This window comes from Kitasatospora sp. NPDC097691 (assembly GCF_040302665.1).
Taxonomy (GTDB): domain Bacteria; phylum Actinomycetota; class Actinomycetes; order Streptomycetales; family Streptomycetaceae; genus Kitasatospora.
Map to the genome: position 1 here is coordinate 46,623 of NZ_JBEORY010000034.1, position 17,261 is coordinate 63,883.

A 17,261-nucleotide genomic window follows, 5' to 3' on the forward strand; every position below is an offset into this window, starting at 1 on the left:
GGCGGGTCTCCTGGTCAGGCGGCGGTCGTGGTGGGCTGGTGCCCGTCGTGCTCCGGGTAGGCCTCCTCGCGGTACAGGCCGAGCGAGTGCATCACCGGGAAGTCGTTGAAGGAGAACAGGCAGGCGTCCTCGCCCTGGTCGAGGTTCGTGTGCTCGTGCCAGGCCCAGGACGGGACGACGAAGATGTCCCCCTGCTGCCACTCGAAGCGCTGCCCGGCGATCACCGAGACGCCGTGCCCCTTGGCGGCCGTGTAGACCACCGAGCCGGTGTGGCGGTGGGCGCGGGTGGCCTGGCCCGGGCGCAGCAGCTGCAGGTGGGCGGCCATGGTCGGCATCACCGAGCCGCCGGTGGCGGGGTTGGTGTACTCCATGATGACGCCGTCGTACGGCGATCCCTCCGTGGCGCGGGCGAGTTGGCACAGCGCGTGGTAGCTGGGCTCCCAGGGCCAGCCGAGCAGCGGCGAGTACGGCCGGGTCCACTTCTCGACGCCGTACGGCAGCAGGTTGGCGCCGTAGCTCAGCAGCGAGGAGTTCACCACCGGGCCGGGGCGCTGGTACAGCTCCGGGTGGACCTCGTAGAAGTTGGCGTCGAGGGTGTTGACCAGCGGGATGTCCAGGCCGTCCTGCCAGATCACCGGGGCGTCGTCGGCCTCGTTGCCGTGCTCGTGCCAGGTGTTGTTGGGGGTGATCGCGAAGTCGCGCGGGCCGACCTTGAGCTTCTGGCCGTCCACGATCGTCCAGGCGCCGGTGCCCTCGTGGACGAAGCGCAGTGCGGAGGCCTGGTGGCGGTGTGCGGTCATCGCCTCGCCGGGGCCCATGATCTGCAGGCCGGTGTACAACAGGCCGACGGCGGCGCTCAGTTCGCGGCGGCCGGGGTTCACCAGCATCACCACCCGGCGGCCGGCGTCGTCGGCCTTGACCAGGGGGAGCGCCTTGCGGACCAGCGGGCGCAGGTCCGCGTAGCGCCAGAGCACCGGGACGGACTTCGGTTGCGGGTACCAGGGCTCGATCTCGTTCGCCACCGTCCACAGCGCACCGGCCTCGTGCTTGGCCAACTCCTCGTAGTAGGCGAGGAGTTCGGGGCTGTCGGTGACACGAGCCCGGCCGATCCGGTCGTCGCTGAGGCCGCCGCGGTCGTCGCTGGGGCCGCCGCGGTCGTCGCGCGCAGGGCTGTCGTCACGGCTGTTGTCGCGGCTCTCGCCGCGGGCAAGGTCGTCCTGACCGGTCATGACTCCTCCTCCTCGGGGAACACCAGGGGCCGCAGCGGGCGGTCGTTCACGTGCAGTCGGAACACGTCGAAGCGGTTGTAGTGGCCGACGATGTCGTGCATCTGCTTGGGCTGGATGCAGCGGCCGAGGTCGATCTCGGCGTAGACGATGCCCTCGTCGTCCACCAGCGGTTCGGTGACCGCGCGCCCGTCGGGGCCGAAGATCCCGGACAGCGCGCTGCGCGGGCGGGCGAGTTGCTTGCGGACCTGCTGGTCCTCGCCGGCGATCAGGTCCACGATCTCGGGGGAGACGGTGGAACAGGAGACCACGGTGAACAGCTTGCCCTCGAAGCAGTGCGCCGCGGCGCGCACCGCGATCGCCTCCGCCATGTCGTAGTCCTCGGGGGCGACCGGCAGGGCGATGTAGCTGGCGGCGTGGACGAGTTCGCCCTGGGCCAGCAGGGTGAAGCGGGCCAGGATGTTGGTGTTCTCGCCGCAGGCGAGCGCGCCGAGCGGGCCGACGGCGGTGCGGTGCACCTTCAGGGTGCTGCCGTCGCCCTGGGTCCAGGTCAGCTTCTCGGCCCAGGTCGGTACCAACTTGCGGTGGACGCTGAGCAGTTCGCCGTCCGAGTCGATGATCAGCAGGGTGTTGTACAGCACGCCGAGGCTGTGCCGGCCGCGCTCGTTGACGCCGATCACCAGCACCACGCCGGCCTGTCGGGCGGCGGCGCGCAGGGTGTCGACGTACGGGCCGGGGACGTCCACGGCGGCGCGGTACAGGCGCTCGTACCAGGGCGAGCCCTGCACCGGGGTCATCGTCCAGTTCCAGTACGGGTAGCCGGCCACGAAGACCTCGGGGAAGACGACCAGTTCGGCGCCGCGGCCGGCCGCCTCCTGGATCAGCGCGACGGCCTTGTCGACGGTGGCGGCCGGGTCCAGGTAGACGGGGGCGGCCTGGACGGCGGCGGCGGTGAAGCGGGGCAGGCGGAGCACGGGTCCTCCTCACTCCTCGGGCGGGGTCGGCAGCCAACGGCGGTGGACGGGGGCGGGCGGCTCGCGCAGCAGGTGCAGCCGCGGGGCGACCCGGTCGGCTCCCGGGCCGGGCGGCTTGCGGCTGCCCGCCCGCCAGGGCCCGGGCCAGCGGGCGCCCGGCCCGGTGTAGCCCTGGTCCGCGGCGGCGTGCAGGGTCCAGAGCGGGTCGTACAGCTGGGCCCGGCCGACGGCGACCAGGTCGGCCCGCCCGGCCAGCAGGACGGAGTCGGCGTCGTCGGGCCCGGAGATCGCGCCGACCGCGATGGTCGGCAGGCCGGTGGCGGCGCGGATCAGCTCGGCGAACGGCGTCTGGTAGCCGCGCCCGTACGGCGGGCGCTGGTGCGCCACGACCTCGCCGGTGGAGACGTCCAGGGCGTCCGCCCCGGCCTCGGCCAGCGCGCGGCAGATCGCCACGGCCTCGGCCTCGGTGGTGCCGCCGGGCGCCCAGTCGCTCGCCGAGATCCGGACCAGCAGCGGCTGTCCGGCGGGCCAGGCGGCGCGCACGGCGGCCAGGACCTCCAGCGGCAGCCGCAGCCGCCGGGCGAGCGCGCCGCCGTAGTGGTCGGTGCGGTGGTTGGTGAGCGGGGAGAGGAAGGAGGAGGCGAGGTGCCCGTGGCCGAACTGCAGCTCCAGCACGTCGAACCCGGCGCGTGCCGCGCGCTCGGCGGCCGCGGCGAAGTCCGCCGTGACGGCGGCCAGGTGGACCTCGTTCGCCTCGTGCGGCACCTGGCTGTCGGCGTCCCAGGGGATCGGTGAGGCGGACAGCAGCGGCCAGCCCTCGGCAAGCGGGCGCCCGATGCCGTCCGGCCCGGGCACGGCGGTGGCGCCCCGTCGTCCGGCGTGGGTCAGCTGGATGCCGAGAGGGGTGTCGCTGACCGCCCGCACGGCCCGGACGAGTTCGCGCCAGGCCGCCTCCTGGCGGTCGCTCCACAGGCCCGGGCACCGGTCGGTGGCCCGGCCCTCGGGGCTGACCGCGGCCATCCCGGCGAGGACCAGCCCCGCGCCGCCGAGCGCGTGCCCGGTCAGCTGGGCCCGGTCGAAGGCACTGGGCAGGGTGTCGGGGGAGGTGAAGGTCGCGAGCGGCGGGACCACGACGCGGTTGCACAGCTCCAGCGCGCCGAGCTTCAGCGGCCGGAACATCGGCGGCACCCCGGGCGATCCGCCGAAGGCGGTGTCCACGGCGTCCACGAAGGCGGGGTCGCGGGCCCGGAGGTTGCCGTAGGTGACCCGACGGCTGCGGGTGAGCAGGTTGAAGGCGAACCGGTCGACGTCCTGTCCGGTGCGCCGCCCGACGGTCTCGAACCACTCCAGGCTGGCCTGCGCGGCGCGCTGGGTGGATTCCACCACCGGACGCCGTTCGGCCTCGTAGGCGGCCGACGCCTCGTCCGGGGTGGGCTGTTCGCTGAGCGCGGCGGCCAGGGCGAGGGCGTCCTCCAGGGCCAGCTTGGTGCCCGAGCCGATCGAGAAGTGCGCGGAGTGTGCGGCGTCGCCGAGCAGCACCACGTTGCGGTGGCGCCAACTCGCGTTGCGCACCGTGGTGAAGCGGATCCAGCGGGAGGCGTTGGGGATCAGCCGGTGGCCGTCGAGGTGGTCGGCGAGCAGTTCCGCGCAGCGCCGCACGCTCTGCGTGTCGCTCTCGCCGCGCGCGAACTCCCGTGCGGCGAGGGCCTCGAAACCGGCGCGGCGCCAGGCGTCCTCGGCGATCTCGACGATGAAGGTGGAGCGGGTGGCGCTGTACGGGTAGGCGTGCACCTGCAGCACGCCGAAGTCGTACTGTTCGACGATGAAGGTGAAGGCCTCGAAGACCTTGTCGGTGGCGAGCCAGATGTAGCGGCAGTGCCGCTCGTCGAGTTCGGGGCGGAAGGCCTCCGGGTACGCCGCCCGGGTGCCGGAGTGGATGCCGTCGGCGGCCACCACCAGGTCGTACTCGGCGGCGAGGCGTTCGACGGGCGGGGCGGGCGTGCGGTAGCGGACGTCCACCGCCAGCTCGGCGCAGCGCTGCTGCAGGATGGCGCGCAGCCGGTTGCGGTCCAGGGCGGCGAAGCCGTGCCCGCCGCTGGTGCGGACCTCGCCCCCGTAGCGGATGTCGATGTCGCTCCAGCGGGCGAACTCGGCGCTGATCGCGGCGAAGACCCGCGGATCGGCCTGGGCGATGCCGTCCAGGGTCTCGTCGGAGAAGACCACGCCGAAGCCGAACTCGTCCTCCCGGCCGTCCCGTTCGAAGACGGTGATCTCCCGGTCGGGCGCCAGCTGCTTGGCCAGGGCGGCGAAGTACAGCCCGCCGGGGCCGGCGCCGATCACCGCGATGCGGTGGGCGCCGGCGGTCGCCGGGTGGTGCGGGGTGCCGCTCATGCGACGACCTCCGGCTGCTGCGGACCGGCCTCGGTCAGGGCCCGGCGCACCGGTACGGGCCACGGCTCGGCGCCCTTGGTGTGCGGCGCGGCGTGCACCACCGACATCCGTCCGCTCGCGGCCAGGCCCTGCGGGCCGTGCACCTCGAAGGCGTAGTGCAGCGAGGAGCCGCCGACCCGGACGACCCGCAGTTCGGTGCGGACCACGTCCCCGAACCAGAGCCGCTCGCGGTAGTCGGCCTCGAAGTGCACCCGGGGGATCCGCCCGAACAGCTCCGCCAGGCCGAGGCGGCGCAGCAGCGCGGCCTCCGCCGCCTCGGCCCAGCGCTGCACGGCGGAGAAGTGGTAGTGCCCGGCCGCGTCGGTGTCGGACCACTCGACCCGGCGCTCGATCGTGACGCTGGCCGGGGTGAGCGAGGCCCGCCGCCGCAGTTCGGCGCGGTGCAGCTTGCCGGTCGCGGTGCGCGGCAGCTCGGCGACGAACTCGACCGCCCGCGGGTACTTGTACGGGGCGATGGTGCGCTTGACGTGCTCCTGGAGGTCGCGCACGGTGTCCGGACCGGCCGGGACGCCCGTGCGCAGCACCACGTACGCCGTGACGAGGCTGCCGCGCCGCTCGTCCGGCGTGCCGACCACCGCGCAGTCGGCCACGTCGGGGTGGGCGGCGAGCGCCTGCTCGACCTCCGGGCCGGCGATGTTGTAGCCGGCCGAGACGATCATGTCGTCGTTGCGGGCCTGGTACCAGAAGTAGCCGTCCCGGTCGCGGACGTAGGTGTCACCGGTGAGGTTCCAGCCGTCCCGGACGTAGCTCAGCTGGCGCTCGTCGTCCAGGTAGCGGCAGCCGGTCGGGCCCTTGACGGCGAGCAGCCCGGGTTCGCCGTCCGGCACCGGGCGGCCCCGGTCGTCCAGTATCGCGGCGCGGTAGCCGGGGACGGGTCGGCCGGTGGAGCCGGGGCGGATGGCCTCGTCGGCGGCCGAGATGAACACGTGCAGCAGCTCGGTGGCGCCGATGCCGTCGATCAGCCGCTGCCCGGTGGCCGCGTGGAAGGCCTGCCAGACGGCGGCGGGCAGCGGCTCGCCCGCCGAGACGCAGCGCCGCACCCCGGCCAGCCGGTCGGCCAGCCCGGCGGCCAGGATCGCCCGGTAGGCGGTCGGCGCGGTGAACAGCACGCTGACCCGGTGCTGCCGGACCTGCTCGGCCAGCTGCTCGGGCGTGGCCTGCTCCAGCAGCAGGCTGGCGGAGCCGGCCCGCAGCGGGAAGACCAGCAGGCCGCCGAGGCCGAAGGTGAAGCCGAGCGGCGGGGTGCCGGCGAAGAGGTCGTCGGGGGTGGGGCGCAGCAGGTGGCGGGAGAAGGTGTCGGCGTTGGCGAGGACGTCGCGGTGGAAGTGCAGGGTGGCCTTGGGGCGGCCGGTGGTGCCGGAGGTGAAGGCGATCAGGGCGACGTCGTCGGCGGCGGTCGGCACGGCGGTGAAGCCGGGCGGCTTGGCGGCGCAGCGGGCGGTGAGGTCCTCCGGATCGCTGCCGCCGTAGGCGAGAATCCGCAGGCCGGGGGCCTGCGCTTGCCGCAGCTCGGCCAGGAAGCGGTGGTCACAGAGGGCGAGCACGGGCTTGGCGGTGCCGGCGAGCTCGGTGAGCTCGGTGGCGCGCAGCAGCGGCATGGTGGTGACGACCACCCCGCCGGCCTTCAGCACGCCGAGCCAACAGGCCGCCAGCCAGGGGGTGTTGGGGCCGCGTAGCAGCACCCGGTTGCCGGTGGCGAGGCCGAGGTCCTCGGTCAGCAGGCGGGCGATCCGGTCGGCGTGGTCGCGCAGTTCGCCGTAGGACCACTGCTCGGTGGGGGTGAGCAGGCAGCGGCGGTCGGGTCCGAGGCGGTCGATGGTGTCGTCGAGCAGGGCGGCGGCGCAGTTCAGGCGGTCCGGGTAGGCCAACTCCGGTAGTTCGAAGAGGAGTTCCGGCCACTGCTCGAAGGGCGGGAGGTGGTCTCGACAGTATGTGTCCACGTGCGCTGAGGGGGAGAGCTCCATGGGCGGGCACCTCGTTGTGCGAGCGGGAGTGAGGCCAGTATGGCGCGTCGGTGACGCCAGTCAAGAGAGCGATACATGCATTCGGGCGACGGGCGACGGGCGACGGGCGACGGGCGACGGGCGACGGGCGACGGGCCCGGTGGCGGGGTGGGGCGTCCCCGGCGGCGGCGCCGGCCCCGGGCGCACGGGCGGGTGGGGCCTTGGCGCACGGAGAGCCGGGGGTCTGGGCACACGGAGGGGTGGGGCCAGCCCCACTTCCGCGCCGACCAGCGCCTCGGCGGGCTCCGTTTGGTGCAGAGTGGGGGCATCGAACGGAGGGCCGAGGGGCGGGAATGATCAGACAACTGGCTTCGTGGGGGGTACGCGCCGGGGCGGGCTTCGTCCGGGCGTGCGCGGTGGCGGTCGTCACCCTGTCGATCCCGGCGGTGTGGGCCGCCGCCGTGGCGCTGGGGATCGCGTGGGGCCCGGCGAACCCGTGGTCGTGGCTGCTGCCGGTGGTGCTGGTGTGCACCGGCACGCTCGCCCTGGCCCGACCCGTCTGCCGGGCCGTGCGCCACCTCGTCGAGCGGTGGACCGGCACGGTCGTCCCCGCCGGGTACCGGGAGCCCGGGCCGGTCACCCGGATGTCCACCGGCTACTGGTGGAACGGCCACTCCTACGAGCGCAGCCGCCGGGACGCCGTGCTGGACCAGTCGTGGCGGACCTGGTGGGGCGACCCGGCCACCTGGCGGGACCTTCGGTTCACCGGGATCGCGCCGTTCACGGCGGGCCTGGCGGCGGCCGTCCCGCCGGCCGCGGCTGCGGTGGCGGTCCTCGGACTGGCCCGGCCGGAGCCCGTCGCCCGGCTGGTCGGGGCACTCGCCGCGGTCGCGGCCGTGGCCTGCGCCCCGTACGCCTGGCGGCCGGTCGAGCCGGTCGCGGTCCGCTTCCTCGGCCCCTCCGCCGCGATGCAGCTGGCCGAGCGGGTGGACGAACTGACCGCCCAGCGGGCCGACGTGACGGTCGCCCAGGCCGCCGAGATCCGCCGGATCGAACGCGACCTGCACGACGGCGCGCAGGCGGGCCTGGTCGCGCTCGGGCTCTCGCTGGCCACCGCCGAGAAGCTGATGGAGACCGACCCCGAGCGGGCCAGGGCGCTGATGCGGTCGGCACGGGCCGGCGCGGCGAGCTCGCTGGCCGAACTGCGGGACCTGGTACGGGGGATCAACCCGCCGGTGCTGACCGAGCGCGGCCTGGTCGACGCCGTCCACGCGCTCGCCCTGAACAGCCCGCTGGCGGTGACCGTCACCGCGGAACGGCGGTTCCGGCTGGAGCCGCCGATCGAGTCCGCCGTGTACTTCGGGATCGCCGAACTGCTCACCAACGCCACCAGGCACGCCCGGGCGACGACCGTGCGGATCGCCGTCGCCCACAGCGAGACCGGCATCGTCGTGGACGTCGAGGACGACGGCCGCGGCGGCGTGGTGGTGCGCGAGGACGGCGGACTCGCCGGGCTGCGCCGCCGACTCGCGGTGTTCGACGGCACCCTGGAGATCACCGGCCCCGAGGGCGGGCCGACCCGAGCGACGATGATGGTGCCATGCGAATCGTCGTAGCCGAGGACCTCTACCTGCTCCGGGACGGAATGGTCCACCTCCTGGAGGCCTACGGACACCAGGTGGTCGCCACAGCCGCCACCGGGCCCGAGACCCTGGACGCCCTGCTGACCCACCGTCCGGACGCCGCCGTCGTCGACGTCCGGATGCCACCGACCCAGTCGGACGAGGGACTGCAGGCGGCCCTCGCCGCCCGCCGCGAGGTGCCCGGGCTGCCGGTGCTGATCCTCTCCCAGCACGTGGAGCAGCTGTACGCCCGCGAGTTGCTGGCCGACGGTGCGGGCGGCATCGGTTACTTCCTCAAGGAGAGCGTGTTCGACGGCGAGCAGTTCATCGACGCCCTGGAGCGGGTGGCCGGGGGCGGGACGGCCATGGACCCGGCGGTGATCGCCGCGCTGGTCTCCTCCGCCCCCTCCAACCGACGGCTCGACCGGCTCACCGCGCGCGAGCTGGAGGTGCTCGGCCTGATGGCCGAGGGGCTGTCCAACCAGGCCATCGCGCAACGACTGTTCCTCAGCGACAGCGCGATCGGCAAGTACACCACCTCGATGTTCGGCAAGCTCGGCCTCACCGACGACGAGAACGGCAACCGGCGGGTGCTCGCGGTCCTCGCCTACCTCAACAAGCCCTGAGTCAGCCGGTCGTGTCCCGGGCGACGGCGTCCGGGGTCCGGCCGTCCTGGGCCTGCCGGGCGCGGTCGGCGAGCAGCCGGGCGAACACCGTGAGCACGGGCGCGGTGGCCGCGGCGCCGATCCCGTCGTCGTGCACGAGGAGCACCACGCCGTCGACCCGGACCAGTGCCACCGCCGACGAGGAACCGCGGGTGCGGGTCGCGCTCTGGTCGCCGATCCGGGGGAGGGTCACCGCCCCCGAGTCCTCGCCGGCGGTGCGGTCGAGCGTGGTGTCGAAGGCCCGGGCGGCCGTCTCGGGGGAGTCGAAGGTGACGACGCTGAGCGCCACGCTCTGGACGGCCGCGGCGAAGGTCACGGTGGCGTAGGCGAGTTGCCGGTCGCAGGAGTCCGGCAGCAGGCACGGCACGGCGCCGCCCGTGCCCGTCCCCGACTGCGGCCCGCTGCGCACCTGCCAGCCGCCGGGCACCGCCCGCGCGTCCGGCAGCACGCCCTGCACCAGCGCCGGATCGCGCAACGGCTGCGCGGCGTGCGCCAGACCGGGCCCGCCCGGTCTCAGCAGCGGGCGGGAGCCCAGGTGGATCCCGATCGCGACCACGGCGGCGATCAGGACCAGCACGAGCGCCACCACGATCCCGATGTTGCTCCGTCGTGCGGCGAGGGCACTGGCCCGGGCGTCCACGGGATCGACCCGCAGCTGGACGGTGGTCGGGCCGGCCGGCGGTGACGCGGCGCCGGCCCGAAGTTGGACGGTCGTCGGGCTCGCCGGGGGTGGCAGGGAACCGGTCCGCAGCTGCACGGTGCCGGGGTCCGTCCGCAGGTGGACGGTCGGCGGATCGGCGGGCCGTCCCAGCCCGGTCGTCGCCAGGTACTGGGCGAACGCCTCGTCGGAGGCGAGCAGATGGGCGACCGCGGCGGTCAGCTGCGCGCGCGCCGGCCCGTCCTTCGGGCTCGCCTTCGCCGAGTCCAGTGCCCGCGCCCCCTCCGGCACCATCCGCAGCCGCGCCCGCACCACGTCCGCCACCGCCCGGTGCGGCCCGTCGACCAGCAGCGCCTCCACGACGTCGGGTACCATCCCGCGGCCGTCCCCCATGGCAACTCCCCTTGCCGGACCAGTCGTTGCCTCCACGATCCCGGACCGTCCGGTACTTCGTACCCCCGCCGAGACGGAACGGAGACGCAACTGCAACCACTCCCGGACGTAGCCGGTACGGGTGAGGCAGGCGGGGCGATGCCCCGGCCGGGCGTTCGCAGGACCGGAGCGGCGTTCGAGGTGTGCGTGCCGCCGGAGCAGGCCAGGCGCTGCCCCGCGGGTCACAGGGTTTCCGGGCCTCCGAGGCCCGGCTACCGGCCGGGCTCCGCCTGCTGCTCGCTCCCGCTCCCCGCGGCGCCGGCGGACCAGACCTCCCCGGCCAGTGCGGCGATGACCTCCGGCGGCAGTGCCGGATTGCCCGCGGCAGCCTCGGCGGTGCGCCGGTCCGCGGAGGCGAGGCAACGGGCCAGGGCCTCCGGGCCGGCGTGCGGGTGGGCCGCGATGGCGCGCAGCGCCTTGGCGGGCACCGGCTCGGTGCCGGCGATGCGGTCGAGCAGCGCGGTCGGGGCGTCCGGGTTGGCGGCCACCGCGGTGGCGACCTTGCTGCCGAACCGGTCGATCAGCGCGGTGAGTTGCGCGGTCGTGAGGCCGGGGTGCGGGGCGACCGACTTCGCCACCGCGGCGTCCGGGTCGGCGGCGAGCGCATCCCGTACGGGGGCGGGCAGGCTCCGGTGCAAGGCGACGAGCATGCGCACCCTGGGCTCCGCCGAGCCGGCCAGCCGGGCGAGTTCGGCCGGCTCCGCGCCGGCGATCCGGGGGAGCAGGGCCGGCCCGATCCGGACAGCGACGGCCAGGCGGTCGAGCAGGTCGAGCGGGACCGCCGGATGGTGCGCGAGCCGGCGTCGTACGTCGTACCCGTCGTCGTCGGCGAGCCGGTGCATCAGCGGCAGGTCGATCCCGGGGTTCTCGGCGAGGTTGCCCCGGACCCAGGGGGTGGGGTCCTCCGCGAGCCGGTGGTAGGCCTCGGCGGGCAGTCCGGGGTGCTCGGAGAGCTGCTGCCGGACCGGCAGGTGGTCGTCGAGGTGCCGGGCGGCCGCCGCGCCCGGGGTCGCGGGGTTGCCCGCCGCCTGGCGGCGGACCCGGACTTCGTCGGCCAGCAGCGCCGTCAGCAGCTCCGGCGGCGCGGCCGGGTTCGCCGCGACCCACCGCCGCACCTCGGCCTCCGGGTGGCCGGCGAGCCGGGCCAACAGGTCCGACCGGCCGGTGTGGAGGCCGAGCTCACCCAGCACGTCGGTGTCCTCGTCCACCGCGAGGAGGTCCGCGGCCTCGTCCGGCAGACCGGGGCACGATCCGAGCCGCATCCGGACGTACGGATCCGGATCCCGGGCCAGCTGCCGCGTCCAGGCCGGGTCCCCGCGTCCCTCGTCCAGCAGGGCGAGCGCGACGAGGGGCCGGGCGACCGGATCGACGTCCTCCGCGCGCAGCAGACCGCCCCACGCGAGCCGGGCGGCGGTCTCCTCGTCGCGTGCGGCGAGCCGTCGGACCTGCTCCGGCCCGAGGTCCGGCCGGTCCGCGAGGGCCAGGGCCAGCTCCTCGTCGGCGTCGGCGGCGAGGACCAGACGGTCGAGGAGGTCGCCCGGCAGCGCGGGGTTGAGGGCGACGGCGTACAGGAGCTCCGGCATCCGGGCATTGTGCCCGCGCGCCGGCCGGGCCCGCCGCCGGTTTTCCCGAACCGGGCCGGGGCAGGCCGGGCCGGGCCGGGCAGGACCGGACGGGATCGGGCCGGTCCGGGCGGGGCCGGTCCGGGCGACGGACCTCAGGCCACCGGCATCGACATGTACACCGCCCGCCGCCCGTAGCACTCCGGCACCGCCACCTCCCGGTGCGCCCGGTAGCCGAGCAGCCGCAGCAGGATGTCCGCCCCGCGCACCGCGACCATCGAGATCCGCTCGTACCCCTGCCCGGTCGCCTGCTCCCGGAAGTGCCGCATGAAGCCCAGCGCGACCTCCCGCCCGCGCAGCTCCTCGGCGATCACCAGGTCGTGCACATGCAGGTTGCGCGACACGTGGGCCGTCTCCTCCGGCCGGCCGAGGTCCGGGCAGTGCAGTGGCGGGTACGGCAGGCTCAGCAGGTAGCCGCGCACGAGGCCGCGCTCCTCCAGCACGAAGCAGGTGGCGGGCGAGCTGCGGGCGCGGGACTGCAGCGCCTCCCGGCCCTCGGACAGGCCGTCGGCCGCGTAGGCGGCGTGCTCCAGCTCGACCACCGCGTCCCAGTCCCCGTCGACCAGCCGCCGGATCCGGAGGCCGTCGCTCACCGCGCTGTCTCCCCACCCGCGGCCAACCCCTCCGCGCGGGCTGCGGCCACCAGCGCCGCCCAGGCCTCGATCAGCACCGCCCACCGCTCGACGTCCTGCTGCGCCTCGTCCAGGAGCTGCTGCCGCCGGCCGGCCACTACGTCCGCGAGCTCGGCGTACTTGCCGCCCAGCTTGCGGTAGGAGCGGTCCAGGACGTCCAGGCAGTGCTCGTTGCGGGACCGGTCCCAGTGGGTGCTGCGCCGCACCGAGTCGAGGATCGGCTCGACCCGCAGCCCGTGACGGTCGTCGAGCAGGTCGCCGCCCAGGTCCATCATCTCGCCGTAGACCGGGTACAGGTACAGCATCGAGAGCAGGAACTTGACGAACCGCAGCTGGTAGGCGACGAAGCCGGGGCCGGTGCGCCGCTCGGGCGTGTAGTAGTTGACGATGTGGCGGTTGTGGACGACGCCGGGCAGGCCGGAGTCGAGCACGACGTGCGACAGGAAGTAGTCGCTGCCGATGGTCTCGGTCGACGGCAGCAGCGGCAGCAGTTCGTAGACCCGGTGGTCCAGGGCGATGTTGCACATGTCGACGTGCCAGATGTCGGGCACGCCGAGGACGGAGTCGTCGGCGGTGAACGGCTCGGTGCCGGCGCCGGTGAACGAGGCCTCCACCACCGCGTTCCGCTCCTCCTCCGACCACAGCGGCGGGGCCCACAGGCTCACCACGTCGTGGTAGACGGCCGGGTCCAGCTCGCGGATCTCGCTCACGTCCACGGACAGTTCGCCGATGAAGGAGCCACCGACCAGCACCACCGGCTTGTCGGCGTCGGCCGGGTCCAGCTCGGACCGGGTGACCCCGGCCGCCGCCTCGCCCGCGGGCCGGCCGAGCGAGAGCAGCTCGTGGTGGATCGGGAAGACCTTGCGGCCGTCGAGGGTCTGGAAGTCGGCGTCGTCGTTGCGCTGGTGCACCGAGGTGCAGCCGAGGGCGGCCGCGGCCAAGAAGAGCCGGTTCGTGCAGGCGCCGTACGCGACGGCCTGCGGGAGCATCAGGTCGAGCAGCAGGGCCGGGTCGGCGGCGCCGGAGCGCTCGGCGACCCGGCCCAGGAACTCCCGCTGCCGCGCCTCGCCGAGGTGGTGGACGACCACACCGGGGGTGGGGGCCAGTGCGGCCACGGCGCCCGCGTTCTCCGCGAATCCGGCGGCGTCGGTGGTGTCGAGGACGAGCAGGTGCACCTCGACGTCGAAGTTCGCGACGGCGTAGGCCGCCTCCTCCGCGAGGTCCGCGATGGTGGTGGCGCAGGGCCGCATGGTGGGCAGGGCGAGGCAGACTCTCTGCATGGCTGGGCATTCTCCGTCGGATCGTCAGATTCATTGCCATGTGGGCCAGTTGGATGCGCGCGGATGCCCGGGAGAGGGCTCCGGTCGGTCCGCTGGACTACCGTGGACTAGACCATTTGTGATGTCAACGATTGACAGCACGGTCCGACGGGGCAAACATGTGCCCCTCCTTCGGGCGACCGACCCGGCGTGGCGTGCCCCGGCTCGGCCCGGCCCGGCTCGGCCCGGCCCGGCGCGGCGGGCCGAGGCGCGGTGCGGCCCGACCCGGCGCCTGACGCGCGACTCAGGGGGTCCGAATCGCACACGAGGGCGATCCCCCCTCGTGCAGTCGAACGGCCGGTCGAGCGTGGCGGGTTCAGTGCCGCGCATTGCGCCGTCGGGGTCAATCCGGACCGCGGACCTGCCGATACCGGATACGACGCCCTCACGTCGTTCGGAGGAGACCGCAATGCCCGACCTGTGGCTTCCCGGTGCCGAGATCCACGACCTCGGCGACCATGCGCCGACCGATCAGCAGTACCCGCCGAAGGCCATCGCCCACATCACCTGGGACCGCAACGCGACCGCCGCCGCACCGCAGGACTGGTGCACCTACGAGGACCTGGTGAACTACTTCACCGGCAGCGGCGCCGGCGACGCGCCGCACCTGGTCTGGGACCCGTTCAGCGGCCGGACGGCGCAGCTGTTCCCGGCCGACTCCCGCTCGAAGAGCCTGCTCAGCCCGACCGAGAGCCCGACCCGCACCAACCGGGCCGGACGGGTGGTGATCCAGATCGAGGCGGTGTTCTTCCCCTACTGCCGCTACCAGGGCCGGGTCTACCCGCGGCTGGTCGACACCCCGTGCGCGGGCTGGGGCCGGATCCACGCCTGGATCGCCTCCTGGGGCGTCCCCGACGTGTGGCCGATGGGCCGGCCCGCCGACTTCTCCGGCCACCGCGACGAGCAGGTGTGGGAGACCCGCGGCGGCTGGTACGCGCACGCCCACGTGCCGTTCAACGACCACACCGACCCCGGCTCCTGGCCCGACTTCACGGCCGGCTCCGGAACGCCGGACTCCCCGCCCTCGCAGCAGCACCCGGTGCCTCCGCAGGACCCGGCGCCCGCCCGCTACCAGGTCTCCATCAACGGCCTGGCGTACGGCTACGGCGCCCAGGGCTACCAGGTCACGGCGGTCGGGCGGGCGCTCGTCTCGCGCGGCTTCGGCGCCCACTACCACTCCGGCCCCGGGCCGACCTGGACGGACGCGGACACCGAGAACTACGCGGACTACCAGGGAAGTCTGGGCTACTCGGGGCAGGCGGCGGACGGCGTCCCCGGCGAGGGCTCGCTGAACCGGCTGCTCGGCTACATCCCCGGGCAGCGGGCGGTGTCGGTCGCCCACGTGGTCTCCGCCGCGCGCACCGACCCGGGCGCCGAGCAGGGCCACCGCACGTACGGGTCCGAGGTGGCGATCGTGGAGCAGGCGCTGGTGGACGAGGGGCTGCTCGAACAGCGCTGGGCGGACGGCTCGTTCGGCACCCGCACGGTCGCCGCGTACGCGGCCTGGCAGCGGCGCTGCGGGTACGAGGGGGGTGCGGCGGACGGTATCCCGGGGCAGGCCACGCTGCACCGGCTCGGCGCGGCGCGGGGCTTCTCGGTGACCGACTGAGCGGCGCGGGGCTCGGGGGAGTGGCTCGGGTACTCCCGGGGGAGGTGTGTCGGCGCGTCCGGACCGGGGGCGCGTACTCGCCCGGGAGTAGCCGAGGTTACTTCTGCCGGCAGATGCCCGATGAGGGGCGAGCGGGAGAGTCTGGGGCCGTGTCCGTGGCCACGACTCGAAGGAGGTACCCGTGCGCTCGTCCACCGGAGCCGGCGGGGTCGACGGAACCACCACAGTCGGCGGGGCCACTGCAGCCGGCGGGTCCCCTGCGGCCGACGCGGCCGGGGGAGCCGTCGCGACGCCCGAAACGGCCCTCGGTGGCAGGCGGCGCTCGCCGGATCGTCGCCTGCCACCGAGGGCGCGCAAGCCCCTGGTCGTCCTGCACGTCGTCGCCTCGGTGAGCTGGCTGGCGCTGATGCTCTGCCTGCTCACCCTGGCCGTGACGGCACTGACGACCGGGGACGCCGACCGGCTGCGCACCTCCTACCGGGCGATGGGCCTGCTCGGCGACGCCCTGGTGCTGCCGCTCAGCCTGCTCACCTTCCTGAGCGGGGTGGCGCTCGGGCTCGGTACGTCCTGGGGCCTGTTCCGGTACTACTGGGTCAGCACCAAGTTCTGGCTGACGCTCGCGGCGATGACGGCCTCGATCTTCGCCCTCACCGCCCGGCTGCACGACGCGGTGCGTGCGGTGGACGCGCATCCGGCCGGCCCGATCCCGGCGGCGGAGCTCGGCTCCGTCCGCTACACCACGGTGATCGTCCCGGCGGTCGCCCTGTCGCTCTACCTGTTCAACGTGGTCCTCTCGGTGTACAAGCCCTGGGGCCGCCGCCGCACGGCGGGGGGTGCGCGTCCGGGCCGAATACCGCAGGCGGGTTCCTGAGGCGCGGCACCTCGGCAGGGCGCCGGAGGAAGGGGAATGCCCACCCGGCGGGAGGCGTTGTCCACCCACGTGACCAGCACCGCGCCCACCACCAGGCTCTCCGTGCTCGACCGTTCCCGCACCCGCCAGGGCGAGGACCCGGCCCGGGCGCTGCGGGACACGGTGGACTTCGCCCGCGAGGCCGAGGGGCTCGGGTACCACCGCTTCTGGGTCTCCGAGCACCACGGGGTGCCGGGGGTGGCCGGTTCGGCGCCCACCGTGCTCGCCGCCGCGGTGGCGGCAGCCACCTCACGGATCAGGGTCGGCACCGGCGGGGTGATGTTGCCCAACCACCAACCCATGGTGGTGGCCGAGCAGTTCGGCGTGCTCGCTGCCCTGTTCCCCGGCCGGATCGACATGGGCCTCGGCCGCTCGGTGGGCTTCACCGACGGTGTCCGCCGGGCGCTCGGTCGGGAGAAGGACGCGGCGGACGACTTCGGCGCCCAGCTGGTCGAGTTGCTCGGCTACTTCGACGGTTCGCAGCAGGTGCACCGCGGTGTCCACGCCCGGCCCGCGGAGGGCCTGCACGTCCCGGCCTTCGTGCTGGCCACCGGTGCCGGCGCCGACCTGGCCGCCGACGCCGGGCTGCCGCTGGTCATCGCCGCCGCGCATGGGGAGGACCGGATGCTCGCGGCGATCGACCGCTACCGCGCCCGGTTCCGCCCCTCCGCGCAGGCCGCCGAGCCGTACGTGGTGGTCTCGGGGACGGTCGCGGTCGCCGAAACCGCCGAGCGGGCCGACGAGCTCCTCGTCCCGGAGGCCTGGTCCGGCGCGTACTCCCGCACGCACGGGGAGTTCCCGCCGCTGGCCCCGGCCGCCGAGATCCGGGCACGGTCGATGACGGCGCGGGAACGGGCCGCGTACGAGCAGTCACTCAAGGGCCACATCGCGGGCACCCCGGACCAGGCCGCCGCCGAGCTGGCCGCGCTGGTGGAGCGTAGCGGCGCGGACGAGTTCCTGGTCACCACCAGCACCTACGACCGCGCCGCGCTGCTCGACTCCTACCGCCTGCTCGCCGAGGCGGTCGGTCAGGCCTGAGCCGGCGGGCACCCTCGGGCGGTGCCGGGCCGACCACCCGCGATCTGCCCGGCACGATTTCTGGCCTGGCGTGATGACCTGCTAATGTTCTGTCCGTCGAGAGGAAGTGATCTTCCGGAGAGCGAATCTCTCGAACAGGCGTCAGCGGTGCTACCAGAGC

13 protein-coding genes and 1 pseudogene are annotated in these 17,261 nt (G+C 74.5%); 5 read left to right on the forward strand and 9 right to left on the reverse strand.

Features of this window, described 5'->3' with window-relative positions:
• Positions 1-14 precede the first annotated feature (14 nt).
• The 5 genes and pseudogenes from ABTY56_RS23350 to ABTY56_RS23370 form a co-directional block, all read right to left on the reverse strand.
• Entirely contained in the window at positions 15-1,229 is a 1,215-nt protein-coding gene (locus ABTY56_RS23350) for a cupin domain-containing protein (protein WP_350630926.1), read from the reverse strand.
• A complete protein-coding gene (locus ABTY56_RS23355; RefSeq protein ID WP_350630927.1) occupies positions 1,226-2,200 on the reverse strand; it encodes a carbon-nitrogen hydrolase family protein in 975 nt (324 codons plus the stop codon). The genes ABTY56_RS23350 and ABTY56_RS23355 overlap by 4 nt, the downstream gene beginning before the upstream one ends.
• Positions 2,201-2,209: 9 nt before the next feature.
• Positions 2,210-4,591 carry an oxidoreductase gene (locus tag ABTY56_RS23360; RefSeq protein WP_350630928.1) on the reverse strand — a complete coding sequence of 794 codons (2,382 nt, stop codon included), beginning with the start codon at positions 4,589-4,591 and terminating at the stop codon, positions 2,210-2,212.
• Complete coding sequence (locus ABTY56_RS23365) at positions 4,588-4,923, reverse strand: acyl-CoA thioesterase (RefSeq protein ID WP_502893172.1); 336 nt, start codon at positions 4,921-4,923, stop codon at positions 4,588-4,590. The genes ABTY56_RS23360 and ABTY56_RS23365 overlap by 4 nt, the downstream gene beginning before the upstream one ends.
• A gap of 93 nt (positions 4,924-5,016) precedes the next feature.
• Positions 5,017-6,615, reverse strand: a pseudogene (locus ABTY56_RS23370) (AMP-binding protein); the annotation flags it as partial.
• Positions 6,616-6,947: 332 nt separating this feature from the next.
• Between ABTY56_RS23370 and ABTY56_RS23375 the strand changes: the two are divergent.
• Both ABTY56_RS23375 and ABTY56_RS23380 read left to right on the forward strand, forming a co-directional pair.
• Positions 6,948-8,210, forward strand: a complete 1,263-nt coding sequence (locus tag ABTY56_RS23375; protein WP_350630929.1) for a sensor histidine kinase — start codon at positions 6,948-6,950, stop codon at positions 8,208-8,210.
• Positions 8,195-8,842 (forward strand): response regulator transcription factor, encoded by a 648-nt coding sequence (locus ABTY56_RS23380; protein WP_350630930.1) that lies wholly within the window; start codon positions 8,195-8,197, stop codon positions 8,840-8,842. Before ABTY56_RS23375 ends, ABTY56_RS23380 begins: the two co-directional genes overlap by 16 nt.
• Position 8,843: 1 nt before the next feature.
• Here ABTY56_RS23380 and ABTY56_RS23385 read toward each other — a convergent pair whose 3' ends face one another.
• The 4 genes from ABTY56_RS23385 to ABTY56_RS23400 all read right to left on the reverse strand — a co-directional run bounded on the left by ABTY56_RS23385 (position 8,844) and on the right by ABTY56_RS23400 (position 13,505).
• Positions 8,844-9,914, reverse strand: a complete 1,071-nt coding sequence (locus ABTY56_RS23385) for a hypothetical protein (RefSeq protein WP_350630931.1) — start codon at positions 9,912-9,914, stop codon at positions 8,844-8,846.
• Positions 9,915-10,183: 269 nt separating this feature from the next.
• Positions 10,184-11,554, reverse strand: a complete 1,371-nt coding sequence (locus ABTY56_RS23390) for a hypothetical protein (protein ID WP_350630932.1) — start codon at positions 11,552-11,554, stop codon at positions 10,184-10,186.
• 134 nt (positions 11,555-11,688) lie between these two features.
• A complete protein-coding gene (locus tag ABTY56_RS23395; RefSeq protein ID WP_350630933.1) occupies positions 11,689-12,186 on the reverse strand; it encodes a GNAT family N-acetyltransferase in 498 nt (165 codons plus the stop codon).
• Positions 12,183-13,505: a DUF6271 family protein gene (locus tag ABTY56_RS23400; protein WP_350630934.1), complete on the reverse strand. Its 1,323-nt coding sequence runs from the start codon at positions 13,503-13,505 to the stop codon at positions 12,183-12,185. The genes ABTY56_RS23395 and ABTY56_RS23400 overlap by 4 nt, the downstream gene beginning before the upstream one ends.
• A 448-nt stretch (positions 13,506-13,953) precedes the next feature.
• On the opposite strand from ABTY56_RS23400, the gene ABTY56_RS23405 reads away from it, so the two are divergent.
• The 3 genes from ABTY56_RS23405 (at position 13,954) to ABTY56_RS23415 (ending at position 17,101) form a co-directional block, all read left to right on the forward strand.
• Positions 13,954-15,153 (forward strand): peptidoglycan-binding protein, encoded by a 1,200-nt coding sequence (locus tag ABTY56_RS23405; RefSeq protein WP_350630935.1) that lies wholly within the window; start codon positions 13,954-13,956, stop codon positions 15,151-15,153.
• Positions 15,154-15,334: 181 nt separating this feature from the next.
• Complete coding sequence (locus tag ABTY56_RS23410) at positions 15,335-16,024, forward strand: DUF2269 domain-containing protein (protein WP_350630936.1); 690 nt, start codon at positions 15,335-15,337, stop codon at positions 16,022-16,024.
• A gap of 36 nt (positions 16,025-16,060) precedes the next feature.
• Positions 16,061-17,101 (forward strand): MsnO8 family LLM class oxidoreductase, encoded by a 1,041-nt coding sequence (locus ABTY56_RS23415; protein WP_350630937.1) that lies wholly within the window; start codon positions 16,061-16,063, stop codon positions 17,099-17,101.
• The last annotated feature ends 160 nt before the right edge of the window (positions 17,102-17,261 follow it).

Excerpts from the sequence above, each read along its gene's own strand:
- ABTY56_RS23405 (WP_350630935.1), top strand. The coding sequence starts at position 13,954 with ATGCCCGACCTGTGGCTTCCCGGTGCCGAGATCCACGACCTCGGCGAC.
- ABTY56_RS23350 (WP_350630926.1), bottom strand. The coding sequence starts at position 1,229 with ATGACCGGTCAGGACGACCTTGCCCGCGGCGAGAGCCGCGACAACAGC.
- ABTY56_RS23385 (WP_350630931.1), bottom strand. The coding sequence starts at position 9,914 with ATGGTACCCGACGTCGTGGAGGCGCTGCTGGTCGACGGGCCGCACCGG.
- ABTY56_RS23400 (WP_350630934.1), bottom strand. The coding sequence starts at position 13,505 with ATGCAGAGAGTCTGCCTCGCCCTGCCCACCATGCGGCCCTGCGCCACC.
- ABTY56_RS23390 (WP_350630932.1), bottom strand. The coding sequence starts at position 11,554 with ATGCCGGAGCTCCTGTACGCCGTCGCCCTCAACCCCGCGCTGCCGGGC.
- ABTY56_RS23375 (WP_350630929.1), top strand. The coding sequence starts at position 6,948 with ATGATCAGACAACTGGCTTCGTGGGGGGTACGCGCCGGGGCGGGCTTC.
- ABTY56_RS23360 (WP_350630928.1), bottom strand. The coding sequence starts at position 4,591 with ATGAGCGGCACCCCGCACCACCCGGCGACCGCCGGCGCCCACCGCATC.
- ABTY56_RS23415 (WP_350630937.1), top strand. The coding sequence starts at position 16,061 with ATGCCCACCCGGCGGGAGGCGTTGTCCACCCACGTGACCAGCACCGCG.
- ABTY56_RS23380 (WP_350630930.1), top strand. The coding sequence starts at position 8,195 with ATGCGAATCGTCGTAGCCGAGGACCTCTACCTGCTCCGGGACGGAATG.